The sequence below is a fragment of the Pseudomonas maioricensis genome, assembly GCF_022790535.1.
In the GTDB taxonomy this organism is placed as follows: domain Bacteria; phylum Pseudomonadota; class Gammaproteobacteria; order Pseudomonadales; family Pseudomonadaceae; genus Aquipseudomonas; species Aquipseudomonas maioricensis.
Map to the genome: position 1 here is coordinate 133,878 of NZ_LOHG01000005.1, position 26,162 is coordinate 160,039.

The 26,162-nt window shown below is 58.4% G+C and carries 21 protein-coding genes; 15 read left to right on the forward strand and 6 right to left on the reverse strand.

Annotated features, from left to right (window positions below; translation table 11 throughout):
• Nucleotides 1-475 precede the first annotated feature (475 nt).
• The 3 genes from AUC61_RS10070 to AUC61_RS10080 all read left to right on the forward strand — a co-directional run bounded on the left by AUC61_RS10070 (nt 476) and on the right by AUC61_RS10080 (nt 4,758).
• On the forward strand, nt 476-3,877 hold the full coding sequence (locus AUC61_RS10070) for an ATP-binding protein (protein ID WP_243245771.1): 3,402 nt from the start codon (nt 476-478) through the stop codon (nt 3,875-3,877).
• Nucleotides 3,852-4,529 (forward strand): response regulator, encoded by a 678-nt coding sequence (locus tag AUC61_RS10075; RefSeq protein WP_243245772.1) that lies wholly within the window; start codon nt 3,852-3,854, stop codon nt 4,527-4,529. Before AUC61_RS10070 ends, AUC61_RS10075 begins: the two co-directional genes overlap by 26 nt.
• A 73-nt stretch (nt 4,530-4,602) precedes the next feature.
• Entirely contained in the window at nt 4,603-4,758 is a 156-nt protein-coding gene (locus AUC61_RS10080) for a hypothetical protein (protein WP_243246065.1), read from the forward strand.
• Between the two features lie 131 nt (nt 4,759-4,889).
• Here the strand turns inward: AUC61_RS10080 and AUC61_RS10085 are convergent, their stop codons facing one another.
• The gene (locus tag AUC61_RS10085) at nt 4,890-5,972 is read right to left on the reverse strand and encodes an MBL fold metallo-hydrolase (RefSeq protein WP_243245773.1); all 1,083 of its coding nucleotides are present in this window, start codon (nt 5,970-5,972) and stop codon (nt 4,890-4,892) included.
• Nucleotides 5,973-6,158: 186 nt separating this feature from the next.
• Between AUC61_RS10085 and AUC61_RS10090 the strand changes: the two genes are divergently transcribed.
• On the forward strand, nt 6,159-6,773 hold the full coding sequence (locus tag AUC61_RS10090; protein WP_122666386.1) for a TetR/AcrR family transcriptional regulator: 615 nt from the start codon (nt 6,159-6,161) through the stop codon (nt 6,771-6,773).
• A gap of 5 nt (nt 6,774-6,778) precedes the next feature.
• On the opposite strand, the gene AUC61_RS10095 is transcribed toward AUC61_RS10090, so the two are convergent.
• Entirely contained in the window at nt 6,779-7,456 is a 678-nt protein-coding gene (locus AUC61_RS10095; RefSeq protein WP_243245774.1) for a DJ-1/PfpI family protein, read from the reverse strand.
• Between the two features lie 108 nt (nt 7,457-7,564).
• Here AUC61_RS10095 and AUC61_RS10100 point away from each other — a divergent pair, with 108 nt between their 5' ends.
• The 4 genes from AUC61_RS10100 (at nt 7,565) to AUC61_RS10115 (ending at nt 12,772) form a co-directional block, all read left to right on the forward strand.
• Nucleotides 7,565-8,548: a GlxA family transcriptional regulator gene (locus AUC61_RS10100; protein WP_243245775.1), complete on the forward strand. Its 984-nt coding sequence runs from the start codon at nt 7,565-7,567 to the stop codon at nt 8,546-8,548.
• A gap of 540 nt (nt 8,549-9,088) precedes the next feature.
• Nucleotides 9,089-10,438 carry a GntP family permease gene (locus AUC61_RS10105; RefSeq protein WP_243245776.1) on the forward strand — a complete coding sequence of 450 codons (1,350 nt, stop codon included), beginning with the start codon at nt 9,089-9,091 and terminating at the stop codon, nt 10,436-10,438.
• Nucleotides 10,439-11,299 (forward strand): MurR/RpiR family transcriptional regulator, encoded by an 861-nt coding sequence (locus AUC61_RS10110; protein ID WP_243245777.1) that lies wholly within the window; start codon nt 10,439-10,441, stop codon nt 11,297-11,299.
• A gap of 3 nt (nt 11,300-11,302) precedes the next feature.
• The gene (locus AUC61_RS10115; RefSeq protein ID WP_243245778.1) at nt 11,303-12,772 is read left to right on the forward strand and encodes an N-acyl-D-amino-acid deacylase family protein; all 1,470 of its coding nucleotides are present in this window, start codon (nt 11,303-11,305) and stop codon (nt 12,770-12,772) included.
• 183 nt (nt 12,773-12,955) lie between these two features.
• On the opposite strand, the gene fahA is transcribed toward AUC61_RS10115, so the two are convergent.
• Nucleotides 12,956-14,254: a fumarylacetoacetase gene (fahA, locus tag AUC61_RS10120; protein WP_243245779.1), complete on the reverse strand. Its 1,299-nt coding sequence runs from the start codon at nt 14,252-14,254 to the stop codon at nt 12,956-12,958.
• Nucleotides 14,251-15,558: a homogentisate 1,2-dioxygenase gene (hmgA, locus tag AUC61_RS10125; RefSeq protein WP_243245780.1), complete on the reverse strand. Its 1,308-nt coding sequence runs from the start codon at nt 15,556-15,558 to the stop codon at nt 14,251-14,253. The genes fahA and hmgA overlap by 4 nt, the downstream gene beginning before the upstream one ends.
• A 310-nt stretch (nt 15,559-15,868) precedes the next feature.
• On the opposite strand from hmgA, the gene AUC61_RS10130 reads away from it, so the two are divergent.
• Nucleotides 15,869-16,666, forward strand: a complete 798-nt coding sequence (locus AUC61_RS10130; protein ID WP_243245783.1) for an IclR family transcriptional regulator — start codon at nt 15,869-15,871, stop codon at nt 16,664-16,666.
• A 226-nt stretch (nt 16,667-16,892) separates the two neighbouring features.
• On the opposite strand, the gene hppD is transcribed toward AUC61_RS10130, so the two are convergent.
• The gene (gene hppD / locus AUC61_RS10135; protein ID WP_122666378.1) at nt 16,893-17,969 is read right to left on the reverse strand and encodes a 4-hydroxyphenylpyruvate dioxygenase; all 1,077 of its coding nucleotides are present in this window, start codon (nt 17,967-17,969) and stop codon (nt 16,893-16,895) included.
• Between the two features lie 142 nt (nt 17,970-18,111).
• Nucleotides 18,112-18,750 carry a maleylacetoacetate isomerase gene (gene maiA / locus AUC61_RS10140; protein ID WP_243246053.1) on the reverse strand — a complete coding sequence of 213 codons (639 nt, stop codon included), beginning with the start codon at nt 18,748-18,750 and terminating at the stop codon, nt 18,112-18,114.
• A 200-nt stretch (nt 18,751-18,950) separates the two neighbouring features.
• Here maiA and glcD point away from each other — a divergent pair, with 200 nt between their 5' ends.
• The 6 genes from glcD to AUC61_RS10170 all read left to right on the forward strand — a co-directional run bounded on the left by glcD (nt 18,951) and on the right by AUC61_RS10170 (nt 26,124).
• Nucleotides 18,951-20,450, forward strand: a complete 1,500-nt coding sequence (gene glcD, locus AUC61_RS10145) for a glycolate oxidase subunit GlcD (RefSeq protein ID WP_243245784.1) — start codon at nt 18,951-18,953, stop codon at nt 20,448-20,450.
• A complete protein-coding gene (glcE, locus tag AUC61_RS10150; protein WP_243245786.1) occupies nt 20,450-21,526 on the forward strand; it encodes a glycolate oxidase subunit GlcE in 1,077 nt (358 codons plus the stop codon). Before glcD ends, glcE begins: the two co-directional genes overlap by 1 nt.
• A 2-nt stretch (nt 21,527-21,528) precedes the next feature.
• On the forward strand, nt 21,529-22,755 hold the full coding sequence (glcF, locus tag AUC61_RS10155) for a glycolate oxidase subunit GlcF (RefSeq protein ID WP_243245787.1): 1,227 nt from the start codon (nt 21,529-21,531) through the stop codon (nt 22,753-22,755).
• A gap of 34 nt (nt 22,756-22,789) precedes the next feature.
• Complete coding sequence (locus tag AUC61_RS10160) at nt 22,790-23,197, forward strand: heme-binding protein (RefSeq protein WP_243245789.1); 408 nt, start codon at nt 22,790-22,792, stop codon at nt 23,195-23,197.
• Nucleotides 23,198-23,387: 190 nt separating this feature from the next.
• A complete protein-coding gene (pssA, locus tag AUC61_RS10165; protein ID WP_243245791.1) occupies nt 23,388-24,731 on the forward strand; it encodes a CDP-diacylglycerol--serine O-phosphatidyltransferase in 1,344 nt (447 codons plus the stop codon).
• Between the two features lie 79 nt (nt 24,732-24,810).
• Entirely contained in the window at nt 24,811-26,124 is a 1,314-nt protein-coding gene (locus AUC61_RS10170) for an MFS transporter (RefSeq protein ID WP_243245793.1), read from the forward strand.
• The last annotated feature ends 38 nt before the right edge of the window (nt 26,125-26,162 follow it).

Sequence of the window (26,162 nt, forward strand, 5' to 3'; positions counted from 1 at the left end):
GCGCCACGGTCCGTAAAGGCCCTGTGGTGAAACTGCGGCAAGCATGAGGTCGAGGAGCAAAACCGGGTATACGCATCATGACGTACCCGGCTACGTCATTTGACGTAGGGCCGGACTGCACAAAAACGAGGATGATTGCGCCCGTGTGAGCGGAGCCCGATCCGCTGTAGACCGGGGGATGACATCTCATGTGGGAGCTGGGCTTGCCCGCGATCAGGCTGGACGCGGTTCACTTCGGATCGCATCCAGACTTATCGCGGGCAAGCCCGGCTCCCACAGGTTCATGATTTACGTGTGGGACCGAATTCATTCGGGAAGGCGGCATTTCAGCGATACATGAGCTGCGGATGTACCGGGCCCATCGCGAATGAATTCGCTCCTACAAGATCGGGCGTCATGTCTGGAACAACGGAGGTTCAACTCACAGGCACGGAAGTTGCTGTCGGCAATTCAATAACCTTTCAGGAAATCAAAAGTGCGACCCTCCGGCTCCCAACGCATCGTCAAGGTTCGCCGCGATTACAACAGCCTGGTCGCTGACGAGACCATGGAGGACTACGCCTTACGCTTCACGCCCAAATCATTCCGAAAATGGTCGGAGTTCCGCATCGCCAACACCGCCGTTGGTGCTGTTTCGTTTCTGGCGCTGGAGGCCATCGGCGGCGCGCTGGTCATGAGTTATGGCTTCACCAACACCTTGTGGGCAATCCTGGCCACGGCGTTGGTGATTTTCCTGACGGGTCTGCCAATCAGCTATTACGCGGCCCGCTACGGCGTAGACATGGACTTGCTGACCCGTGGCGCAGGCTTCGGCTACATCGGTTCGACCATCACGTCGCTGATCTACGCCAGTTTCACCTTCCTGTTTTTTGCTCTGGAAGCGGCAATCATGGCCCTGGCCATCGAGCTGTATTTCCAGATCCCCCTGGCCATGGCCTACGTGATCTGTTCGATCATCGTCATTCCCCTTGTGGCATACGGCATTACCCTGATCAGCCGTTTGCAGATGTGGTCGCAGCCGTTATGGCTGACCTTGCTGCTGGTGCCGTACATCTTCGTGATCTGGAAAAACCCCGAAGCCCTCTCCGACCTGACCACGTTTGCCGGGCGTGAGGGCGAAGGCGGCACGTTCAATCTGCTGTTCTTTGGTGCAGCGTTCAGCGTCGCGCTTTCATTAGTGACGCAAATCGGCGAACAGGTCGACTATTTACGCTTTCTCCCGGAAAAAACCCGCAAGAACCGCAAACGCTGGTGGGCCGCACTGTTGATGGCGGGTCCCGGCTGGATCATCCCCGGCGCGCTGAAAATCATGGCCGGAGCGTTCCTTGCGTTTCTCGCCCTGCAACACGAAGTCCCCATTGAGCGTGCGGCCGAGCCGACGCAGATGTATCTGGTCGCCTTCCGGTACGTGTTCAGCTCCCCGGAATGGGCGCTGGCAGCCATGGTGCTGTTCGTGATCATCTCGCAGATCAAGATCAACCTGACTAACGCCTACGCGGGCTCTCTGGCCTGGTCGAACTTCTTCGCCCGCGTCACCCACAGCCATCCGGGCCGCGTGGTGTGGCTGGTGTTCAACGTCGCCATCGCCCTGATCCTGATGGAGCTGGGAGTGTTCGACGCCATCGAACAAGTGCTGGGTCTGTACGCCAACGTAGCGATCGCCTGGATAGGCACGCTGGTGGCCGATCTGGTCATCAACAAGCCGCTGGGTTTTTCCCCGAAACATATCGAGTTCAAACGCGCGCACCTGTATGACATCAACCCCGTTGGCGTGGGAGCGATGTCGATTGCGTCATTGCTGTCGATCAGTGCCCATTTCGGGGCATTTGGTGAACTGGCCCAAGCCGCCCCGCCGCTGATTTCCCTGACCACCGCGCTGATCGCCGCACCGTTGATTGCCTGGTGGACCCAAGGCAAGTACTACATCGCGCGGACCAGTGACCCGTTGCAACTCTTCCCGGCAGGCCCACAGACCAGCCTGCGTTGCGGCCTGTGCAGCAACGAGTTCGAAACTCCGGACATGGCTTACTGCCCGGCCTATAGCTCACCGATCTGCTCACTGTGCTGCTCACTGGATGCGCGATGCGCCGACCAATGCAAAAGTCGCGCACGACTGTCGATGCAGTTTGAAGACGTCGTCAGCACATTGCTGCCAAAGCTGCCGCTGCACTACCTGCACACCCGATTGGCGCAATACCTGGGTTTGCTCACCGTCCTGCTGCTGACCATTTCCGGGGCGTTGGCGGTAATCTATGGGCAGGTGTCTCACAGCCTGATCGATCAATCTCCCGCCGTACACCACACGCTATTCCTGGCCTTTCTCAAAGCGTTTTTCACCCTGTGCGTGTTCGCCGGGATCCTCGCCTGGTGGGTGGTGCTAACCCGGGAAAGCCGACGCGTCGCGCTGGAGGAATCGGATCGTCAGACGTCACTGCTGATGCAGGAGATTGACGCCCACGACAAGACCGATCAGGCGTTGCAGGCTGCCAAGGAAGCCTCGGAAGCAGCTAACGCGGCCAAGAGTCGCTACGTGACCGGCCTTTCCCATGAGTTGCGTACACCGTTGAACAGCATTCTCGGGTTCACCCAGATTTTGCAGCGTGACCCCACTACACCGCCTCATCAACAAGACCCGCTGGCGACCATCCTGCGCAGCAGCTCGCACCTGCTGTCGCTGATCGACGGGTTACTGGACGTCGCCAAGATCGAGGCAGGCAAATTACGTCTTGAACCTTCAGAAATCCTCTTTCAGGAATTCCTCCACGATCTGGAGCAAATGTTTGCCCCTACAGCGCGAGAAAAGGGCCTGACATTTCGCCTTGATGTGGAAGGCCGCATGCCCGCAGTGGTTCGCGGCGACGAGAAACGAGTGCGGCAAATCCTGATCAATCTGCTGGGTAACGCGGTGAATTTCACCGACAGCGGCGAAGTCTGCCTGCGGGTCAGCTACCGCCGGGAAACGGCGATTTTCGACATCATCGACACCGGGATCGGTATCGCACCCGAGCAGATCGAGCGCATCTTCCAGCCCTTCGAACGCGGCGGCCTGGTGCGTCAGGACAACGGCGTCGGCCTGGGACTGACCATCACTCGCATGCTCACCTCGTTGATGGGCGGCGCTTTGTCCGTCACCAGCCAGCCGGACGAAGGCACGCGCTTTCAGGTCCGCCTGTTTCTGTCCGAAGTACGCGTGCCCAAGGCGGTGATCCATGTCGACCACGACGTGATGGGCTATGAAGGTGAGCGGCGGCTGATCCTGGTGGTGGACGACCACATCGAACATCGCAAGGTGATCAGCGGCATGCTCGCGCCGTTGGGCTTTGAAGTGGCTCAGGCGGCAAACGGTCAGGAGGCAATTCGGCAGGTATCGCTGCTGCATCCGGACCTGATCCTCATGGACCTGTCGATGCCGGACATGGACGGTTGGGAAACCAGCCGCCTGATCCGCCGCAACGCGCTGTCGCTGGCACCGATCATCATCATTTCTGCCAATGCCAACCCGTTCACCGACGACAAGGAGCGCAGCTTGCCCCAGGTCTGCGATGACTACCTGGCCAAGCCCGTGCACATCCAGCAACTGCTGGACCGGATTCAGCACCACTTGCAACTGCAGTGGTTACGTCGTTTGCGCGCCGTGTCGGTGGTCAAAGTGCCGTGGACGTTGCCTCCGAGGCAAGACCTGCTCGACTTATACGAGTTATGCGGCCTGGGCTATGTGCGAGGTATTCAGGCCAAACTCGACGCTATCGAACGCGACAGCATCAACAGCGCCAGCTTCATCGCCGACCTGCGAACCCTGGCCAAGGGCTTTCGTCTGGATGAACTCAGCCTGCAACTGAAGGAGGCCCTCAATGAACGCCCTGACCCAACCCGCTGATAACGGCGTGATCCTGATCGTCGACGACACCCCGGATAATCTGGCGCTGCTTTCGGACGCGCTGGATGAAGCGGGTTACATGGTGCTGGTGGCCCTGGATGGCAGCAGTGCGCTTAACCGGATTCAGCGCAGACGCCCTGACCTGATTTTGCTGGACGCGATGATGCCCGGACTGGATGGCTTCGAGACCTGTCGCAGGATCAAGGCGCAACCGGACAGCGCCAACATCCCGATATTGTTCATGACGGCCCTGACCGACAGCGAGCACGTGGTCAAAGGCTTCGAAGCGGGTGCCATCGACTACGTGACCAAACCTATCGTCTGCGACGAAGTTCTGGCCCGCGTTGCCTCTCACCTGCGCACCGCGCGCATCCTGCAATCAGCCCGCAGCGCGTCGCAATCCGCCAGCCTGGGCTTCGACGACAAACCCGCCTACGGCAAACTCTCCAGCCGCTTCCAGCTCACCGAACGAGAAATCGAAGTGCTGCGCTGGGTTTCCTGCGGCAAGACCAACAAAGACATCGGCGACATCCTGCAACTCAGCCCTCGGACCGTGAACAAGCACCTCGAACATATCTACATCAAGCTGGGTGTGGAGACACGTACGGCGGCGACTTCCGTGGCGTTGGCGGCGATGACGGAGCGGGTGTGACTGGCTGAAAAATAATACGAATCTTGTCGCCCCGGCGTTGCCCAATCTCTACTGACAACAAACAAGAGACGCCGTGATGACTGAACAATCGAAAGACCAGGAATCGACCCGCGAAGACCTTGATCACAAACCTGAAAACGCCGGCAAGGTGGGGGAGAAGAACAAGCAAATGAATGAAAAAGGCGAGCAACCAAGACCGGGAACGCCAGCGAATCCGAAGCAAGGCTGAGGGTGATGCTACTGATCTGATGTAGGAGCGGTGCTTGCCCGCGATAATTTCAAACCTTATCGCGGGCAAGCACCGCTCCCTCAGGGTTCCGCGCATTTCTGTGACAGCGAGTTCGCCTGCACATCCAGGCCTCAAGCATCGCGCCGCACGTATTGAAAACCGCGATTATCTTCCAGCGGCACTTCCCGCACACCTTCCATACCCAGCCACCACGCGTTGCCGCGACACGGATATTGCACGTAAAACGGCTGGCCCATTTGTGGCGTAGTGATTGAGACATTCTTTTCCCATGCCAGGGCAATGATGCGATCAAACGGTTCATGCCAGGCGTGCATCGCCAGATCAAAAGTACCGTTATGAATCGGTAGCAACCAACGCCCGCGCAGGTCGATATGCGCCTGCAGGGTTTCTTCGGGCTGCATGTGCACATCTGGCCAGTCGACGTTGTAGGCGCCGGTTTCCATCAAGGTCAGGTCGAACGGGCCGTACTGCTCGCCAATGGTTTTGAAGCCATCGAAATAACCGGTATCGCCGCTGAAGAAAATTCGTTGATGTTCATCGTGTATCACCCACGATGCCCACAGGCTGCGGTTGCCATCCAGCAGCGTGCGCCCGGAAAAGTGCTGGGAAGGCGTCGCGACACACTGCATGCCATGCACTTCAGTGGATTGCCACCAGTCAAGTTGAGTGATCTTGTGCGCAGGCACGCCCCACTCCATCAAGGTATCGCCAACACCCAGAGGCGTCAGGAAGTGCTCGGTCTTGGCCTCCAGTGCTTTGATAGCCATATGGTCAAGATGATCGTAGTGGTTGTGCGACAGGATCACTGCCTTGATGGGCGGCAGTTCTTCCAGGCTGATGGGTGGCTGATGGAAACGCTGTGGCCCCGCCCATTGCACGGGTGACGCACGCTCGGCAAAGACAGGATCTGTCAGCCAGAACACCCCGCGCATTTTCAGCAACACGGTGGAATGCCCAAGGCGGTAGACCGTGTAGTCCGGAGCAGCCAGGAGCTGCTGACGTGATAATGGTTGCACTGGAATTTCCCCCGAAGGACGTGTGACCGATGGTTTCTTGAAGGCCATGTTCCAGAAAATCCCCAGCGTTTTGAAAAAGCCCATGCGACTCATGGGCACGGGGTTGCGATACCGCCCCTCGTGCTTCTTCAGGGTCGGTAAAGGCTGAGCTGACGAATTCTCTGTGATCTTTGACATGGTCTGCTGACTCCGGGAGTTTGCCGCGCTGCTCATCATCGCCTCCGCTTTGCAATAGCGGAAAAGGAAGATAATGTGTAACCTAGTTTTACACTACACAGTGTAGTTTTAAGCTTGCATCATCAGCGATGACAAGTAAACTGCCGGGTGTACTTTTTATCAAAACACTTGTTTGAAGCGAGACCTATGACTGCTCCCCTGCGACTCACTGACCGAAAACGCGAAGCTATCGTGCTGGCAGCCATTGCCGAGTTTCGCGATACCGGGTTCGAAGTGACCAGCATGGATCGCATCGCGGCACGAGCCGAGGTGTCAAAGCGTACGGTCTACAACCATTTCCCCAGCAAGGAAGAGTTGTTCGCTGAAATCCTTCAGCGGCTGTGGTGCCGTATCGGTGAAATCCCGGATTCGATCTACCGGCCCGGCGTGCCCTTGCGAGATCAATTGCGCGGCATGTTGCAGGCGAAGATGCAAACCCTCTCTGATCCTAATTGCCTCGACCTCGCCCGAGTTGCGCTGGGCGCTACCATTCACTCACCCGAGCGCGCCCAGATCTGGCTCGCGCGGCTGGATGAACGTGAAGAAACCTTCGCCGTGTGGATTCGAGACGCCCAGACCGATGGCCGCCTCAAGCCTGCAAACCCGACGTTCGCCGCCACTCAGATGCACGGGCTGCTCAAGGGGTTTGTTTTCTGGCCGCAAGTCACCTTCAACAAACCCGTGCTCAGCGCCGAAGAGCAAACCAATGTCATCGAATCGACGCTGGACATGTTCCTCGGCTGGTACGAAATCACCGAATAAGGCGTTCAAGGCTTCGTTGTTATACGCGCCACGATTGCACGACGTTGCGCCATGGAGTTCCGGGCTCGCTCGGTCGCCAGGGCCAATACTTCAGACGGGGCGGTCAACGGATGCCCGGCATCAAAAGGCGGCGCTGGCGCGTACTCCAATTGCAACTGCACGGTCTGAGCCTGCACCTCTCCGAACAATTCGCTGACCAGCGTCAGGGCGAAATCAATCCCTGCGGTTACTCCCCCACCGGTCATCAGATTGCCGTCGCGCACCACTCGCTCATGCACCGGGATAGCACCAAAACTCATTAGCAAGTCATGCGACGCCCAGTGAGTTGTTGCGCGCTTGCCTTCCAGTAGACCGACGGCGCCAAGTACCAGAGCTCCCGTGCACACCGAGGTCAGGTATTTGGCCGTCTTCGCTTGTTTGCGGATGAACGCCAAGGTTTCTTCATCCTCCAGCAACGCATCAATACCCTGCCCGCCCGGAATACACAGTACGTCCAGTGGCGGGCACTCCGCGAAAGTCTGAGTGGGCGTGAGTTGCAAGCCGGTGCTGGAGAGCAACGTATCGCGGTCCTTCCAGATCAGATGCACGCTGACGCCAGGCAGCGTGGCGAACACGTCATAAGGACCGGTCAGGTCCAGCTGTTGCACCTTGGGGAATACGAGCAAGCCGATATGTAACGTCATCTGAAGTTCGCCTGAAGTTTGGGTAGACGCAATCACTGTAGCCATTTAGGCTTTGGCGGATACGCCATATACCCCACCTTTCACGCCAAACATTCGTGGATAAGGTTCATGACTGAACAACCCAGAGCCGTACATATCCTGGCGTTTCCCGATGTTCAGATTCTGGACGTCTGCGGCCCCCTGCAGGTTTTTGCCTCAGCCAATCTTCAGGCCCAGCAGCAAGGCTTGCCGACGCCTTATCACCTTAAAGTCATCGCCACACAGGAGCAGGCCGTCGAGTCTTCGGCGGGGCTGGGTTTATTGACCTGGCCACTGCCACCTGCCAGTGAGCACAGCGATACATTAATCGTGGCCGGTGGGCGTGGCGTACAACTGGCTGCCAACGATGCTGAATTGATGCAGTGGCTGCACGAACGAGCCAGTGCCAGCAGACGGGTTGCCTCGGTGTGCAGCGGCGCATTTCTGCTCGCGGCAACCGGCTTGCTCGACGGTCGTCGTGTGGTGACTCACTGGGACAGCTGCGAAGCTCTGGCTCGCCGCTATCCGGCGTTGCAAGTCGATCCCGACCCCATCTTCATCAACGACAATGGATTCTGGACCTCGGCCGGCGTCACGGCAGGCATTGATCTGGCGCTGGCATTGGTCGAAGAGGATCTGGGCCACGCCTTGGCGCTGGCGGTCGCTCGGCATCTGGTGGTGTTCCTCAAGCGACCGGGTGGCCAGTCGCAATTCAGCGCAACCCTGTCGATGCAGCATGCAAGTGCCACGGACGACGCACGCTTTGCCGATCTGCATGGCTGGATTATCGAAAACCTGACCAGCGACCTCAGCGTCACCTCGCTGGCCGCACGGATGGGCATGAGTGAGCGCAGCTTCGTCCGCCACTACCGCGCGCAAACCGGCATCACCCCGGCCAAAGCCATTGAGCAACTGCGCGTCGAAGCGGCCCGACGTTTGTTGGCGGACAGTTCGCAGCCCGTCAAACGTGTCGCAGCCAAGTGTGGGTTCGGCAGTGAAGAGACGATGCGGCGGAGTTTTTTACGCGGATTGGGAGTGACGCCGATGGCTTACCGAGCGCGGTTTAGTGGGTAGACAAAGCATCTGTCTGCCTCATGAATTTTAGGTGGAGCAATCCTGCAGGAGCTCCCCCGTCGCGCAATAAACACGGACCTGTAGGAGTGAGCTTGCTCGCGATAACGGTAGACCTGTTGAGGAATTACCGTCTGACCTGACGCTATCGCGAGCAAGCTCACTCCTACAACAAGCATTCCAAATCAGCTAATTGCATTTGGTTTGACAGGAGCAGAGCTTGCCAAGGACGCCGCAGGTTTCAGGCTAATCGTGTCCAGCCCTATCGCGAGCAAGCTCTGCTCCCACACACTCATCATCAAAACAGCCCAACTAGAAAACTATTTTCATATATTGATTTTTGTTTTTGTATTCGTGTAATTTATTTTCATCACGAAAACAGAGATAAAAATAATGATGACCTGTGATCGCCGTTGCCCTTCCCTTGCTCCAGCGTACAAACCTTTAGCGATACCTCTGCCGGGTTTTTCCGAAACGCCTCCTCACTGACGATTCAGTCCGTGCTGAGCCATTCGACTTCCACTCTCTGCAAGGAACCGCTCTATGCCGCCGTCCGCTGGTCTTTCGCTGTTGGTTTACGCCGCCGTCGCGATCATTGCATTGATCGTTCTGATAGCCCGCTATCGCCTCAATCCGTTCATTGTCATCACCCTGGTTTCTGTCGGTCTGGCGCTGGTCGCCGGGATGCCTGCCAGTGGCGTGGTCGCCTCATATGAGGCCGGTGTCGGCAAGACGCTGGGGCACATCGCGCTGGTGGTAGCGCTGGGTACCATGCTTGGCAAGATGATGGCCGAATCCGGGGGCGCCGAGCAGGTCGCGCGAACCCTGATTGATCGTTTCGGCGAGCGTAATGCCCATTGGGCGATGGTCTGCATTGCCTTTCTGGTCGGGCTGCCGTTGTTCTTTGAGGTCGGCTTCGTACTGCTGGTGCCGATCGCTTTCACCGTCGCACGCCGGGTCGGCGTTTCGATCCTGATGGTCGGGCTACCGATGGTAGCGGGTCTGTCGGTGGTCCACGCGCTGGTCCCTCCCCATCCTGCAGCGATGCTGGCGGTTCAGGCCTACCAGGCATCGGTCGGACAAACCTTGTTCTATGCGATTCTGATCGGCATTCCGACCGCAATTATCGCCGGTCCGCTCTACGCTAAATTCATCGTGCCGCGCATCCAGTTACCCGCCGAGAACCCTCTGGGCAAGCAGTTTCTGGACCGTGAGCCGCGTGAAAAGCTGCCGAGTTTCGGCCTGACCATGACCACTATTCTGCTGCCAGTCTTCCTGATGCTGCTGGGTGGCTGGGCTAACCTGATCAGTACGCCAGGCAGTGGCTTCAACAGCTTCCTGCTGTTCATCGGCAACTCGGTCATCGCCCTGCTGCTGGCCACCTTGCTAAGCTTCTGGACGCTGGGTATCGCGCAGGGCTTCAATCGCGATTCGATTCTGAAATTCACCAACGAATGCCTGGCACCTACGGCGAGTATCACGCTGCTGGTCGGTGCTGGCGGCGGTTTGAACCGGATCCTGATCGACAGTGGCGTGACCAACGAAATCGTCGGTCTGGCTCAAGAGTTTCATCTGTCACCGCTGCTCATGGGCTGGCTGTTCGCCGCACTCATGCGCGTCGCGACTGGCTCCGCAACGGTCGCCATGACCACCGCCTCCGGGATTGTTGCACCGGTTGCGTTGGGCCTTGGCTATCCGCATCCGGAATTGCTGGTGCTGGCGACAGGGGCAGGTTCAGTGATCTTTTCCCACGTGAACGACGGTGGTTTCTGGCTTATCAAGGAGTACTTCAACATGACTGTCGCACAAACCTTCAAAACCTGGACGGTGCTGGAGACGTTGATTTCCATCGTGGCATTCGCCCTGACCCTGGGTCTGGCGCAGGTGCTCTGAGTGGACATTCTTTACCAGATCCGCGCGCGTCAGGACTCACTCAGCGCTGGCGAAAGCCGGATTGCCAGACTGATCCTCAGCGACGTGGCATTTGCCGCCAGTGCCAGCCTTGATGAGCTGGCCAGCCGGGCGGAAGTCAGCAGCGCAACACTCTCGCGCTTTGCCCGCAACATTGGCTGCCGGGACCTGCGCGACTTGCGCCTGCAATTGGCGCAAGCCAGTACGGTTGGCAATCGCTTCCTCAATCCTGAGCAAGCCCCTGAGCAATCGGCATTTTTTACGCAGATCGTCGGCGATATCGAAGCAACCCTGCGTCAGCATCTTGCAGGGTTTGACGAGTCGCGTTTCGCCGCCGCCATCGAACTGCTCAGCACGGCGCGGATGATCCATGCATTCGGCATGGGCGGCTGTTCCAGCCTGTGCAGTGAAGAATTGCAGACACGTCTGGTGCGCCTGGGTTATCCCATTGCCGCCTGCCGTGACCCGGTGATGATGCGCCTGATCGCAGCAACGCTCGGCCCGGAACACAGCGTGATTACCTGCTCCCTCAGTGGTCGAACCCCGGAACTGCTGGAAGCGGCCCGACTCGCTCGCAGCTACGGCACAAAAGTCCTCGCGATTACCCTGCCCGACTCGCCGTTGGGCCAGCTCGCCGACGTGGTGTTGCCGCTACAGATTGCCGAAACCAATTTCATCTACAAACCCACAGCAGCACGCTACGGCATGTTGCTGACCATTGATGTGCTGGCGACCGAACTCGCCCTGCTCGCCCCGGAAGACAATCAGGAACGGCTGCGACGCATCAAGCTCGCCCTCGATGACTACCGCGGCGGTGAAGACGGCTTGCCGCTTGGAGACTGAACCATGCTTTATGACCTGATCATTCGCGACGCGCTGGTGATCGACGGCAGCAATACCCCTGGCGTGCGTACTGATGTGGCGATACGAGAAGGCCGCATCCAGCGCATCGGCAGTCTCGATGGTGTCTCGGCAAAACACGAGATCAATGCTGCAGGCCGTGTGCTGGCCCCCGGATTCATTGACGTACACACCCACGACGACACCGTGGTGATTCGCCATCCGGCCATGCTTCCCAAGATCAGCCAGGGCGTCACCACCGTGATTGTCGGCAACTGCGGGATCAGTGCTTCGCCTGTCTCCCTGGCTGGAGACCCACCCGATCCAATGAACTTGCTGGGCACTGCCGCCGCATTCGTTTACCCACGCTTCAGCGACTATCGCAATGCCGTGAACGCAGCACATCCGGCGGTCAATGTCGCCGCACTGATCGGCCATACAGCGCTGCGCAGCAACCATATGGATGATCTGCAGCGCAGCGCCAGCCCGAACGAAATCAGTGCCATGCGCGCCCAGTTGCGCGACAGCCTTGAGGCCGGTGCATTGGGCTTGTCTACCGGTCTGGCGTACGCCTCCGCGTTCTCGGCAGAAACGACTGAGGTCAAACAACTGGCCGAAGAACTGACGGCCTTTGGTGCGGTATACACCACCCACCTGCGTAGCGAGTTCGAGCCCGTGCTGGAAGCCATGGATGAGGCATTCGAGATTGGTCGTCACGCTAAATCGCCGGTGGTGATTTCCCACATGAAATGCGCCGGTGCCGGTAACTGGGGGCGCAGTCCGCAATTACTCGCTTCGCTGGAAAAGGCGGCTCAGGATCATCCGGTGGGTTGCGATTGTTATCCCTATGCGGCCAGTTCGTCGACACTGGACCTCAAACAAGTCACCGATGCCTTTCGCATCACCATTACCTGGTCAACGCCGCATCCGGATCAGAGTGGCCGCGACCTGAAAGACATCGCCGCCGACTGGCAACTGTCGCTGCTGGACACCGCCCGCAAGCTGCAACCCGCAGGTGCTGTGTACTACGGCATGGACGAGAAAGACGTGGAGCGAATCATGAGCCACCCGCTGTCGATGATCGGCTCGGATGGATTGCCCGAGGACCCGTTTCCACACCCACGGCTATGGGGAGCATTCCCCCGCGTGCTTGGCCACTTCAGTCGGGATCTGGGCCTGTTCCCTCTGCATACCGCGGTGCACAAAATGACTGGCCTTTCAGCAGCGCGCTTTGGCTTGCATGAGCGCGGGCTGATCCGCGAAGGCTACTGGGCCGATCTGGTGTTGTTCAACCCGGACACCGTGCGCGACGTAGCGGATTTCAAAGACCCGAAACGCGCCGCCGAAGGGATTGACGGGGTGTGGGTGAATGGCCAGTTGAGCTACGCGGACGGGAAGGCGCAGGGTGAACGGCAAGGGAAGTTCTTGCCGCGGAACGGCTCGCTGGTGGCGGGGTTTGCGCAATCATCCACCTGACCGGAGATCCCCCCCTGTAGGAGCTCACCGAGGTTACGAGGCCAGCGATGACGGTTTGTCTGACACTCCGCTATCGCTGGCCTCGTAACCTCGGTGAGCTCCTACAGGTGCAATGCTTGCCGAGCGAAAGCGTTACATCGGGAAACTGGACAACCTCTTGCAAACGCCGCTCGCCGGCAGAACCTAACCGATAACAATCCCCCGACACTCACCAAAACCAATCGACACCTGCCCTTCGCGCTTACAGCGGGCGCGCAGAATGACTTCGTCTCCATCTTCCAGAAAACGTCTTGTCTCGCCGCCAGGCAAATCAATCGCGTTCTTACCGCCCTCGGTCATTTCCAGCAAGCTGCCTAATTGCCCTGGTTGTGGTCCGGACAGGGTGCCGGTGCCGAGTAGATCGCCAGGTTGCAACTTGCAGCCATTCACAGTGTGGTGAGTCAGCATTTGCGCCACGGTCCAGTACATGTTCAGGGTGTTGCTGCGGGCCAGAAGCTGCGCAGCCAGTCCCTGCGCCTTCATGTGTCGAGTCAGCAGCAAAACCTCCAGTTCGATATCCAGCGCGCCCGCCTGCTGATCCGCTTCATCGAACAGATACGGCAGCGGCTGCGGATCACCTTCGGGGCGTGCAGGCTGGGCACTGCGAAACGGCGCCAGTGCTTCAGCGGTCACCACCCAAGGGGAAATCGTCGTCGCGAAGCTCTTTGACAGGAACGGCCCCAACGGCTGGTATTCCCAGGCCTGCAGATCCCTCGCAGACCAGTCATTGAGCAGACACAGACCGGCAATATGCTGCGCCGCGTCACTGATCCCGATGGGTTCGCCATCGCTGTTGCCCTCACCGACCCAGACGCCCATTTCCAGCTCATAATCCAGGCGTTTGCTTGGACCAAACTGCGGCGTCTCCGCGCCTGGCGGCAGGGTCTGACCACCGGGCCGCTTGATCGAAGTGCCGGACACACAGAGCGTCGAGGCGCGCCCGTGATAGGCAATAGGCACGTACTTGTAGTTTGGCAACAATGGATTGTCCGGCCTGAACAGCTTGCCGACGTTCGTAGCGTGATGAATGCCGACGTAGAAATCAGTGTAATCACCCACACGTGCCGGCATGTGCAACTGACATTCGCTCATCGGGTGCAACAGCAACTCGCTGGACGCCTGCAGGCGCGAACGCTGCGGGTTGTGTTCGTCCAGCAAGTGCAGCAATTCACTGCGCAACGCTTGGCGTCCGTGCGACCCCAGGGCGAAAAAATCGTTCAACTGATCGCGACTGGCAGCTTGCGCAGCGTCCCGGGCCGCGTCGTTAAAGAACCCCGCTTGCAACGCTGCCTGCAGGTCGAAAATAGAGTCGCCAATGGCAACACCGCCTCGTTTGGCGGAGTCGCCACGACTGAAGATGCCCAACGGCAAATTCTGCAAGGGGAAGTCGGCATGGCCGTTGGCAGATACCACCCAACTGCGGCTGTGTGCGGGCGTATTCATTTCGGTACTTCCTTATTGAACGTCCTGGCCATGCCCGTCCAGCAGGCGTCGTAACCGGTTTGCAGTTGCGGCGATTGCAGCGCGTGCAGACTGGGACGCAGCACCTTGCCGGTCTCGAACATAAAGGCCATGGTGTTATCAATCTTGTGCGGTTGCAGTTGTGCGGCAATGGCTTTTTCCGCTGTAGCATTGTCCGGCCCATGGGCACTCATGCAGTTGTGCAGCGATGCCCCGCCAGGCATGAAACCTTCGGCCTTGGCGTCGTAGGCCCCGTCGATAAGGCCCATGAATTCGTTCATCAGATTGCGGTGAAACCAGGGCGGCCTGAAGGTGTTTTCGGCGACCATCCAGCGCGGCGGGAAGATCACGAAATCGATGTTGGCCTGACCGTTTACGGCACCTGGCGATGTCAGCACGGTAAAAATAGAAGGGTCCGGGTGATCGAAACTGACCGTGCCGATGGTGTTGAAACGACGCAAGTCGTATTTGTACGGCACGTTGTTGCCATGCCAGCCCACCACGTCGAACGGCGAGTGATCAAGCTGCGTGGCCCATAGCTCGCCAAGGAACTTCTGCACCAGCGTGACAGGCTCATCGCGTTCCTCAAACCAGGCACAGGGCGCGAGAAAGTCCCGGGGGTTGGCCAGGCCATTGCTGCCAATCGGCCCCAACTCAGGCAAGCGCAATGCGCAGCCATGGTTTTCACAGACATATCCCCGGGCGGTGGAGTCCAGCAAATGCACACTGAAGCGCATGCCCCGAGGCAGCACGGCAATTTCTAGCGGAGCAATATCCAGAAGACCCAACTCGGTGACGATGCGCAAGCGTCCCAGTTGCGGAACAATCAGCCATTCACCGTCGGCGTTGAAAAAGGCCCGCTGCATCGAAGCCGTGGCGCAGTAGTTATAAAGCGTGACGCCTTCGCTCTGATCTGCAGTGTGGGTGCTGGCCATGACGTGCAGGCCATCGATGAAGTCAGTCGGATCATCCGGAATATCAAAGGCATTCCAGCGCAGCCGATTGGGGGTGATCGGCCCCATTTGTTGACCAATGATCTGTCGATCCAGCCGCTGGTATTGCGGATGGCTGGCCGACGGTTTTATGCGATAGAGCCAGGTTCGGCGAGCGTCTGCGCGCGGGACGGTAAACGCAGTGCCCGAAAGCAATTCGGCATACAGACCCAAGGGATGTTTCTGCGGCGAGTTCTGCCCCACGGGTAATGCGCCAGGCAGCGCTTCACTGCTGAACTGGTTACCGAAGCCAGGCTGATAGATCAGCGACTCCGGAGACGGATGAGTAACCATCGGAACCTCTTCTTGTTTTTATAAGAGATCGCCCTGTGTCCCTGACACAGCGCTGCCGCGAAGCAAAGTCTGTAGGAGTGAGCTTGCTCGCGATACCGTCAGTTCAGGCGAAAAAGTCGTCAACCAATAGACCATATCGCGAGCAAGCTCACTCCTACAGAACGTGCATTTCATCCCGTATTTCTTTTACAGGAGCATCAAAATAGAAAATTACACCTAACAGAAAACGATTACGCATAACGTAATTTGAGTTTGTAGGCCGGTCAAGCTATAAAAGCTGCCTTCTCAGACCAGCGTAGCCCCCACCGACATGACCGCAGATATCGAAAGCCCCACAGGCGGGCGTCAGCAAAAGGTGCAGGCCGCCGAAGTGGGCATGGGCATCCTCAAGGCATTGGCAGAACTGGCCCCTGCGACCTCGCTGTCAAAGCTGGCTGAGCATGTGGACATGCCCGCCAGCAAAGTACATCGCTATCTGCAGGCACTGATTGCCAGTGGCTTTGCGGAACAGGACTCGGTCACCAACCACTATGCTTTAGGCCGCGAAGCGCTGTATGTCGGCCTGGCGGCGGTCGGCCATCTGGACGTACTGAAAATCACCGCCCCCCATCTGGCAAGCCTGCGTGATGAGCTTAATGAAACCTGCTTCCTGGCGGTCTGGGCCAATAAGGGGCCGACTGTGGTTTACGTCGAGCCTTCAAGTGGCGCGGTGACGCTGGTGACTCAGGTCGGTTCGGTGCTGCCGTTACTCGGCTCCTCGACAGGTCTGGTGTTTGACAGCTTCCTCGGTGCGAGCGAAACCAGCGAACTGCGCAGTGAAGAATCTGCGCGACTCAACGCTGCGCAATTGCACGAAATCGAGCAGCACCTGAATGACATTCGCAGCAGCGGCGTGCATCAGATTCGCGGATTGTTGATGGCCGGAGTGAATGCGGTTTCATCGCCAGTCTTCAGCGTTGGCAACAAACTGGCCGGGGTGATCACCATGGTCGGCTCGGCGTCGGTATTCACTGACGAGCGCCAGGGCGAAGCAGCGCAGAGGCTAAAAGCCACGGCGCAAGTGATCAGCGTGAGGATGGGTGGCGATGTCGCGATATTTGAGGGTTGATACAGGGTTCTATCTTTAACCGGGAAGGCGGTGTGTGCCTGAGACTGGGTTAACACCCCATCGCGAGCAAGCTCTGCTCCCACCGGCCTTTATTTCCAACTCTAGAGGTGTGTGAACACGTTCTACTTGTGGGAGCAGAGCTTGCTCGCGATGGGGTGTTAACCCAATCCCGGACAAGCAGAGCTTCCACAGTTAAAACGCATTCCAAATCAGTTTCCGAGCCTGCTTATTCCACCGCCAGAACCCCACGCTTGATCTGATCGCGCTCGATCGACTCGAACAGCGCCTTGAAGTTGCCCTCGCCAAAACCATCGTCGCCCTTGCGCTGGATAAATTCGAAGAATACCGGGCCCATCAGGGTTTCCGAGAATATCTGCAGCAACAGACGCCGCTCGCCACCATCAGAAGAGCCATCCAGCAGGATGCCGCGGCTTTTCAATTCGGCTTCCGGTTCGCCGTGGTTCGGCAAACGGCCTTCGAGCATTTCGTAATAGGTCTCTGGCGGCGCAGTCATGAAGCGCATGCCAATAGCTTTAAGCGCATCCCAACTCTTGATCAGATCGTCGGTGAAGAACGCCACATGCTGGATGCCCTCACCGTTGAACTTCATCAGGAACTCTTCAATCTGCCCTGCCCCTTTGGATGATTCCTCGTTCAGCGGGATACGGATCATGCCGTCCGGCGCAGTCATGGCCTTCGAGGTCAGGCCGGTGTACTCGCCTTTGATGTCGAAGTAGCGAATCTCGCGAAAATTGAACAGTTTCTCGTAGAAGTTCGCCCAATAGGCCATGCGTCCGCGATACACGTTATGGGTCAGGTGATCGATGAACTTCAGCCCCGCGCCCACCGGGTGACGATCCACACCTTCGATGAAGTTGAAATCGATGTCGTAGATTGATGTGCCCTCACCAAAACGGTCGATCAGATAAAGCGGCGCACCGCCGATCCCCTTGATGGCTGGCAATCTCAGTTCCATCGGCCCGGTAGCAATTTCCACCGGCTGCGCGCCCAGATCCAGGGCACGCTGATACGCCTTGTGGGAATCCTTGACGCGAAACGCCATGCCACACACTGACGGGCCGTGTTCGGCCGCAAAATAGGAGGCGGGGCTATTGGGTTCGTTGTTGAGGATGATGTTGATATCACCCTGGCGATACAGCACGACATCCTTGGAGCGGTGCACCGCCACCTTGGTGAAACCCATGATTTCAAACACAGGTTCAAGGGTGTTGGGCGTTGGCGAAGCGAACTCGATGAATTCAAAACCCATCAGGCCCATCGGGTTCTCATATAAATCAGCCATGGTCTGGCTCCTTGCTGGAAAGTGGATTAACGCGGTTTGAACGTCACTTTCCAGCGGGCGGCGCACACGGAATGCCTCGCACGCTACGCGCGAGGAAATCACCAAAGATCAGTTGCAGGCCAAGAATTTTCATAAGGACAGACTACTCCGGCTTGTCCGGTTGCGCATCGGGATGCGCCGCCTGAAATGCCCAATGGTCCAGCGCGAGTTTTTCAACCCGCAGAATGCGTGGGTATGCAGTCAGGTCGACGTTGAAGCGGCGGGCTGCGTACATCTGCGGCAGCAGATACACATCGGCGATGCTCGGGGTTGTCTCATCAAAACAATATCCCTCACCACCAATCATCTGCTCGACGGCCTCGAAACCCAGGCTGATCCAATGGCCGATCCACTGACTGACCTCATATTCACCATGACCCAGCCCTCGTAAACGGTTCTGCACCGAGACGTTGTGCAGCGGATGAATATCGCAGGCGATCAACGATGCCACCGCGCGCTGCCGGGCGCGCATTTCGATATTTGCAGACAGCAGCGGACGTTCAGGGTAACGCTCTTCGAGGTACTCGATGATCGCCGTGGATTGAGTGATCACCCAACCATCGTCAACGCGCAGCGCGGGCACACGGCCCTGCGGGTTTATCGCCCGGTATTCAGGTTTGAGATGCTCGCCGCCGTCGCGAATCAGATTGATCGGGATCGCGTTGTAATCCAGGCCTTTGAGTGCAAGCGCAATGCGCACCCGATAACTGGAGGTCGAGCGGTAATACGTGAAGAGTTCCAAGGGCTGAGTCATTTCTTATTATTCTTCGTAATTTATTTACGCAATACGTAAATTGCGCGATTGCCGGCCCGCTGTCAATCGCGACTCAGACTAAAGGGCGAATCGAAAACATGGACAGATCCGCCTGGAACCCCTAATGATGCAAGTTGCCTGATGTTCCAGAACTGCCCTATAAAAACAACACAGGGTCACGACGCATCATGAATATTCTCTACGACGAGCGCGTCGATGGCGTGCTGCCGGTTGTCGACAAACTACTGTTGTTGACTGAGCTGCAACGCCAATTGCCGGACCTGGACATCCTCCACCGTCCAGAGGAATTGCGCCCTTATGAGTGCGACGGGTTGTCGGCGTATCGCACCACCCCCATGCTGGTGGCCCTGCCCCGTCACGTTGAAGAAGTGCAGACCCTGCTGAAGATCTGCCACCTTCTGCAGGTGCCTGTGGTCGCACGAGGGGCAGGCACCGGCTTGTCCGGTGGCGCGCTGCCGCTGGAACAGGGCCTGCTTCTGGTGATGGCACGCTTCAACAAAATCCTTGAAATAGACCGCGCCGCACGCACTGCCCGCGTACAGCCCGGCGTGCGCAATCTGGCGATTTCCCAGGCCGCAGCTCCTTATGAACTCTATTACGCACCGGACCCGTCCTCGCAGATCGCCTGTTCAATCGGTGGCAACGTTGCGGAAAACGCCGGCGGCGTGCATTGCCTGAAGTACGGGCTGACCGTGCACAACCTGCTCAAGGTGGACATTCTCACCGTCGAAGGCGAACACCTGACACTGGGTTCGGAGGCACTGGACTCACCGGGCTTCGACCTGCTCGCACTTTTCACTGGATCGGAAGGCATGCTCGGGATCATCACCGAAGTGACTGTCAAACTGTTGCCCAAACCGCAGGTCGCGAAAGTACTGCTGGCCGCATTCGACTCCGTGGAAAAAGCCGGCCGGGCCGTGGCAGACATCATTGCTGCCGGGATCATCCCTGGCGGTCTGGAGATGATGGACAACCTGGCGATTCGTGCCGCCGAAGACTTCATTCACGCCGGTTATCCGGTGGACGCTGAAGCGATACTGCTCTGCGAACTGGACGGGGTTGAAGCCGACGTCCACGACGACTGCGAGCGGGTTCGTGAGGTACTGACCAGAGCCGGAGCCACGGAGCTTCGTCAGGCCAGGGATGAAGCCGAACGCGTACGTTTCTGGGCCGGTCGTAAAAACGCCTTCCCGGCTGTCGGTCGCTTGTCTCCGGATTATTACTGCATGGACGGCACGATACCGCGTCGGGAGTTGCCCGGCGTTCTGCAAGGCATCGCCGCATTGTCCGGGGAATACGGCCTGCGGGTTGCCAATGTGTTTCATGCCGGTGACGGCAACATGCACCCATTGATCCTGTTTGATGCCAATCAACCGGGAGAACTGGAGCGCGCCGAAGCGCTGGGCGGCAAGATCCTCGAACTCTGTGTGAAAGTCGGCGGCAGCATCACCGGCGAGCATGGTGTGGGGCGCGAGAAGATCAATCAGATGTGCGCCCAGTTCAACAGTGACGAGCTGACCTTGTTCCACTCCGTGAAAGCGGCCTTCGACCCCGGCGGCATGCTCAATCCTGGCAAGAACATCCCGACCTTGCACCGCTGTGCCGAATTCGGCGCGATGCATGTTCACATGGGCAAGTTGCCCTTCCCTGAACTGGAGCGCTTCTGATGATTGCCGATCCGCTTCTTCATAATCCGGATGCCGACAATAGCGTCGCGTTGCTGGAGCAAGTCAATCAGGCGCTGCAAACGGCGACACCTTTGCGTATTCAAGGGGGCAACAGCAAAGCGTTTCTCGGCCGCGAAGTGGCGGGAGAGGTACTCGATACCCGAACGCACAGTGGCATCGTCAGCTACGACCCCACCGAACTGGTCATCACCGCCCGCGCCGGAACGCCTCTGCAAGAGTTGTGTGCGGCGCTGGATGCCGCCGGGCAAATGCTGCCGTGCGAGCCTCCGCATTTTGGCGAAGCCACCGTCGGCGGCATGGTCGCAACCGGCCTGTCCGGGCCACGCCGCCCATGGGCCGGTTCTGTGCGGAATTTCGTGTTGGGCACCCGAGTGATCACCGGGCTGGGCAAGCATTTGCGCTTTGGCGGCGAAGTCATGAAAAACGTCGCCGGTTACGACCTTTCCCGCTTGATGGCGGGTAGCTTCGGCTGCCTGGGTGTACTGACAGAGGTCTCTCTGAAGGTCCTGCCCAAACCCCGTTTGTGCAGCAGTATTGCGCTGGAAATGGACAGCAGTCGCGCCCTGGCACGCCTTGCGGAATGGGGCCAGCAACCGTTGCCCATCAGCGCGGCGAGTTTTGAAAACGGCGTGCTGCGCCTGCGCCTTGAAGGCGGCGAAGGCTCGGTGGCAGCGGCCCACGAGCGGCTTGGCGGCGAGCGCATCGACCCCGCGTACTGGCAGGAACTCAACGAACACCAGCTGGATTTTTTCTCCAGTGGATCACCGCTATGGCGCCTGTCACTGCCGAATAACACCGACGTTCTGGATGTACCCGGCGAGCAACTGATCGACTGGGCGGGAGCGCAACGCTGGCTGAAATCCGATGCCGACAGCGCGACGATTCGCGCCACGGTCAGTACAGCAGGCGGTCACGCCCAATGTTACAGCCACGGCCTGCAGGACAGCCCTTTCCATCCGCTGCCTGCAACCCTGTTGCGCTATCACCGCCAGCTCAAGGCTCAACTCGACCCCCACGGAATCTTCAATCCGGGGCGGATGTACGCGGAGATCTGACCATGCAGACCACCCTGAGCAACCAGGCCCGACAACTGCCCCGCGCCGAGGAGGCCGAAAGCATCCTGCGCAGCTGTGTGCACTGCGGTTTCTGTAATGCGACCTGCCCGACTTATCAGCTATTGGGCGACGAACTGGACGGCCCACGCGGGCGTATCTACCTGATCAAGCAAGTGCTTGAAGGCAACGAAGTCACCGAGAAAACCCAGTTGCATCTGGATCGCTGCCTGTCATGCCGCAACTGCGAAACCACCTGCCCTTCCGGCGTTGATTACCACAACCTGCTGGATATCGGCCGCGCGGTTGTCGACGCGGCAGTCCCGCGTTCGCTGGGGCAGCGAGTACTGCGTGAAGGCTTGCGTAATGTGCTGCCCAACGCCGGTCTGTTCAAATCGCTGACGCAATTGGGCACCACGTTCCGCCCCATGCTGCCTGAAGGCTTGAAGACAAAACTGCCAACGCACATTACACCCGCCAAAGCACGCCCAACCGTGCGTCATACGCGCAAGGTTCTATTACTCGAAGGTTGCGTACAACCTGGTTTGTCACCCAATACCAATGCGGCCACGGCCAGGGTACTGGACCGGCTGGGGATCAGCGTCACGCCCGCTGCGCAGGCCGGTTGCTGCGGCGCGGTGGACTACCATTTGAATGCTCAGGACGCTGGCCTTGATCGCGCCAGACATAACATCGACGCATGGTGGCCAGACATCGAGAGCGGCGCGCTGGCCATTGTCCAGACGGCCAGCGGCTGCGGGGCCTTCGTCAAGGATTACGGGCATCTGCTCGGCAATGACCCGGCTTATGCGACCAAGGCACGACGGGTCAGTGAACTGGCAAAAGATCTGGTGGAGGTGCTGCGCGACGAGCCCCTTGAACGTCTCGGCGTCCGCAGCGATCTGCGCCTGGCCTTCCATTGCCCTTGTACGTTGCAGCACGCTCAAAAACTCGGCGGCGCAGTAGAGGGTGTATTGTTGCGCCTGGGCTTCAATCTGACTGCCATACCCGACAGCCATCTATGCTGTGGATCGGCAGGGACTTATTCGATCACGCAACCGGTATTGTCGCGCCAGTTGCGCGATAACAAAATGAACGCCCTGGAAAGTGGCAAACCCGATGTGATCGCTACGGCCAACATTGGTTGCCAGACGCATTTGTCCGGTACAGGTCGCACGCCGGTGCGGCACTGGATCGAATTGATAGAAGAGGCTTTGCAGGGCACCGATTGACCATCCCGCTTACAACAACTATCTGGAGTGAACGATGAAAACCAAAGCTGTGCTGACCCAAACCGAAGTGACCCGGATTCTTGCTGCGGCTCGCCAGGACGCCATCAGTAACAACTGGCCAGTCTCCATCGCAATCGTCGATGACGGTGGTCATTTGCTGGCCTTTGAACGTCTTGACGGTGCCTCGCCTATTAGCGGCTACATCGGTATTGAAAAAGCCCGCACCGCCGCCCTGGGCCGCCGCGAATCAAAAAGTTACGAAGAAATGGTCAACGGCGGCCGCACGTCGTTCCTGTCCGCACCGGTCGTTACTTCTCTGGAAGGCGGCGTGCCCGTGATAGTCGATGGTCAGGTGATTGGCGCGGTCGGTGTCTCTGGTGTGCAGGCCGCACAAGACGCGCAAGTGGCCAAGGCCGGGGTTGCGGCGGTGAATGCGGGGTAAATCCCGCGAAATATACTGTGTAGGAGCGAACGTGTTCGCGAGGCGCAACTTCTGACGACGCAGGTCCGCTGCCTCGCCAACAAGTTGGCTCCTACCGTTTAATCGGCTGAGCGCTGACGTTGCGGACCACGACCAACCCTTCTCGCTCGTGTAAGCTCACAACCTGTTGGTTTAACCTTTCGAGAGGCTTATGCGGTCCAACTTCCGTCGCTCCACCCTTGCCGCACTGCGCGGGTTTACCCTGCCTGACACTGCAATCACCATTCTGCCTTCGGCCGCCGATTACCGTCGTTGCCTGCTGGAGAAGATCGCTTCAGCGACCCGGCGTATCTACGTGATCGCCCTGTACCTGCAGCAGGACGAAGCCGGTCAGGAAATACTCGATGCCCTGTATGCCGCCAAGGCTGCAAAGCCCGAGCTGGAGGTCGTGGTGCTGGTGGACTGGTTCAGAGCCCAGCGCGGCCTGATCGGTGCCGGACGTCAGTTAGGGAATGCGGCGTGGTATCAGGCGCAGCATCTGGAGTACGACCAGGAAGTGCCCGTGTACGGTGTGCCCGTGCAGACCCGCGAATTGTTCGGCGTACTGCACTTGAAAGGCAGCGTGATCGACGACTGCGTGATTTACAGCGGTGCCAGCATCAACAATGTCTATCTGCACAAGCTCGACAAGTACCGCCTGGACCGCTACCACGTCTTGCACAGCAAAGACCTGGCAGACTCTTTTCAGGAAATGGTGCAGCGCGAGATTTTACCGTCCCGTGCAGTCCACCGCCTGGACCTGCCATCGCCGCCGACGTCACGCAGCCTGCGCAGTGAAATCCGTACCTTTCGCAACCATCTCAAGCGCGCATCTTACGATACGCAGCAAGGCGAGCCTGAAAACGGCGAGCTACGGGTGATTCCGCTACTGGGCGTTGGTCCGCGCAACGCGCTCAACCGCACCATCGTGGAATTGATCGCAGCAGCCAAAAACCGCCTGACCATCTGTACGCCCTATTTCAACGTACCGCTGTCGATCAAGCGTGAGATCAACCGCGCGCTCAAGCGTGGGGTGACGGTCGATATCATTATTGGCGACAAGACCGCCAATGACTTTTTCATCCCGGCAGAAGAACCATTCAAAGTCATTTCCGCCCTGCCCTATCTCTACGAAATCAGCCTGCGGCGTTTTGCTCAGAAACATCAGAATGCTATCGCTCGTCATAAGCTGAACCTGCATCTATGGAAAGACGGTGACAACACCTTTCACCTCAAAGGTATGTGGGCCGATGATCGCTACACACTGCTGACCGGCAACAACCTCAACCCGCGTGCATTCAATCTGGACCTGGAAAACGGCCTGCTCATTGATGACCCCAAAGGCCAGTGGATCGCCCCCAGGGAAGCAGAAGTCGAGCAATTGATGCTTAACACTCAGCGAGTGGGCAAATACGACGAACTGGATACCCTCACCGAATATCCGTCTGCCGTAAGGACCTTTCTGAGACGGGTCAGCAGGGTTCGTGCAGAGCGGCTGCTGTATCGCATCCTCTGACACGGCAATTGCCTGGCAGGCTTGTGCGACCGGCCTTCAGCGTTGAAACAGAAAACACAGGCTCTGTCATGAGACCACCATGCCCTCTGCGAACATGAACACAATGGCGACCGGCAGTGCCGACCCGGTCAAGGCGCTGTATCGCAAGATCACCTGGAAGCTGATTCCGTTCCTGTGCTTCTGCTATCTGGCTGCGTATCTGGACCGGATCAATGTCGGCTTCGCCAAACTGCAGATGCTTGATCAATTGCAGTTCAGCGAAACGGCGTTCGGCCTGGGTGCCGGGCTGTTTTTCGTTGGCTACATCCTGTTCGAAGTCCCCAGCAACCTGATCCTGGAGAAGGTTGGCGCGAGGATCTGGATCGCGCGGATCATGATTACCTGGGGGCTGCTCTCCGCCTGCACCATGCTTGTCACCACGCCGATGCAGTTCTACGCAGTGCGCTTCCTGCTGGGCGCAGCGGAAGCCGGTTTTCTACCCGGCGTGCTGTTTTACCTGACCAGCTGGTTTCCGACGTATCGACGTGGGCGTGTGATTGCCCTTTTCATGATCGGTCTGCCGTTATCGAGCGTGATCGGCGGCCCATTGTCCGGCTGGATCATGAGCCATTTCGACCAGACCGCCGGGCTACGTGGCTGGCAATGGCTGTTCATCCTTGAGGCAATTCCGAGCGTAGTATTGGGCGTTCTGACCTTCTGGGCCCTGCCGAACAACTACCATCAGGCAAAGTGGATGAGCCGCGAAGAAAAGACGTTGCTGGAGAGCGAACTACGTCTCGATGAGACAGATGACGGCCACAGCAAGGAAAGCTTCCGCGATGGCTTTTTCAACCTGAAAGTATGGATGCTGGGCGGTATCGACTTCTCGATCCTGCTCAGCGCCTATGCCATGGGATTCTGGATGCCGACGTTCATTCGCAATGCGGGCGTGTTCGACACTTTCCATATCGGCGTGCTGACCGCTTTACCCAGCGTCGCGGCGCTACTGGGCATGCTGTTGATCGGCGCCAGTTCGGACCGTCATCGCGAACGGCGCTGGCACATCATTGTGCCGTTCCTGATTGGTTCGGTGGCGATGGCCAGCAGTACCTTCTTCACCCATGATCTGGTGGCAACCGTGCTGCTGTTTGCGATCGCTTCTGCCGCGATCATCGGCGCGGTACCGGTATTTTTCAGCCTGCCCGCGACCTTCCTCAAAGGCCGCGCCGCCGCCACCGGCTTCGCCTTGGCATGCTCGCTTGCGAACATTGCCGGGCTGGTCAGCAACTCCCTGATGGGCATGGCCATCGACATCACCGGCAGCAGCGCCGGGGCCATGTGGTTCTTCGCCGGTTGCCTGATCCTGAGCAGCTTTCTGGTGATTGCCCTGCCGGCAAAACTGGTGAATCGCTGAGGTCATGCAACACACGCTATATCTGTAGGAGCTGCCGC

Bases quoted from the DNA above. Each gene is read 5' to 3' on its own strand.
- AUC61_RS10075 (WP_243245772.1), top strand. From the start codon at position 3,852: ATGAACGCCCTGACCCAACCCGCTGATAACGGCGTGATCCTGATCGTC.
- AUC61_RS10085 (WP_243245773.1), bottom strand. From the start codon at position 5,972: ATGTCAAAGATCACAGAGAATTCGTCAGCTCAGCCTTTACCGACCCTG.
- AUC61_RS10090 (WP_122666386.1), top strand. From the start codon at position 6,159: ATGACTGCTCCCCTGCGACTCACTGACCGAAAACGCGAAGCTATCGTG.
- AUC61_RS10095 (WP_243245774.1), bottom strand. From the start codon at position 7,456: ATGACGTTACATATCGGCTTGCTCGTATTCCCCAAGGTGCAACAGCTG.
- AUC61_RS10100 (WP_243245775.1), top strand. From the start codon at position 7,565: ATGACTGAACAACCCAGAGCCGTACATATCCTGGCGTTTCCCGATGTT.
- AUC61_RS10105 (WP_243245776.1), top strand. From the start codon at position 9,089: ATGCCGCCGTCCGCTGGTCTTTCGCTGTTGGTTTACGCCGCCGTCGCG.
- AUC61_RS10115 (WP_243245778.1), top strand. From the start codon at position 11,303: ATGCTTTATGACCTGATCATTCGCGACGCGCTGGTGATCGACGGCAGC.
- fahA (WP_243245779.1), bottom strand. From the start codon at position 14,254: ATGAATACGCCCGCACACAGCCGCAGTTGGGTGGTATCTGCCAACGGC.
- hmgA (WP_243245780.1), bottom strand. From the start codon at position 15,558: ATGGTTACTCATCCGTCTCCGGAGTCGCTGATCTATCAGCCTGGCTTC.
- AUC61_RS10130 (WP_243245783.1), top strand. From the start codon at position 15,869: ATGACCGCAGATATCGAAAGCCCCACAGGCGGGCGTCAGCAAAAGGTG.
- hppD (WP_122666378.1), bottom strand. From the start codon at position 17,969: ATGGCTGATTTATATGAGAACCCGATGGGCCTGATGGGTTTTGAATTC.
- glcD (WP_243245784.1), top strand. From the start codon at position 18,951: ATGAATATTCTCTACGACGAGCGCGTCGATGGCGTGCTGCCGGTTGTC.
- glcE (WP_243245786.1), top strand. From the start codon at position 20,450: ATGATTGCCGATCCGCTTCTTCATAATCCGGATGCCGACAATAGCGTC.
- glcF (WP_243245787.1), top strand. From the start codon at position 21,529: ATGCAGACCACCCTGAGCAACCAGGCCCGACAACTGCCCCGCGCCGAG.
- AUC61_RS10160 (WP_243245789.1), top strand. From the start codon at position 22,790: ATGAAAACCAAAGCTGTGCTGACCCAAACCGAAGTGACCCGGATTCTT.
- pssA (WP_243245791.1), top strand. From the start codon at position 23,388: ATGCGGTCCAACTTCCGTCGCTCCACCCTTGCCGCACTGCGCGGGTTT.
- AUC61_RS10170 (WP_243245793.1), top strand. From the start codon at position 24,811: ATGCCCTCTGCGAACATGAACACAATGGCGACCGGCAGTGCCGACCCG.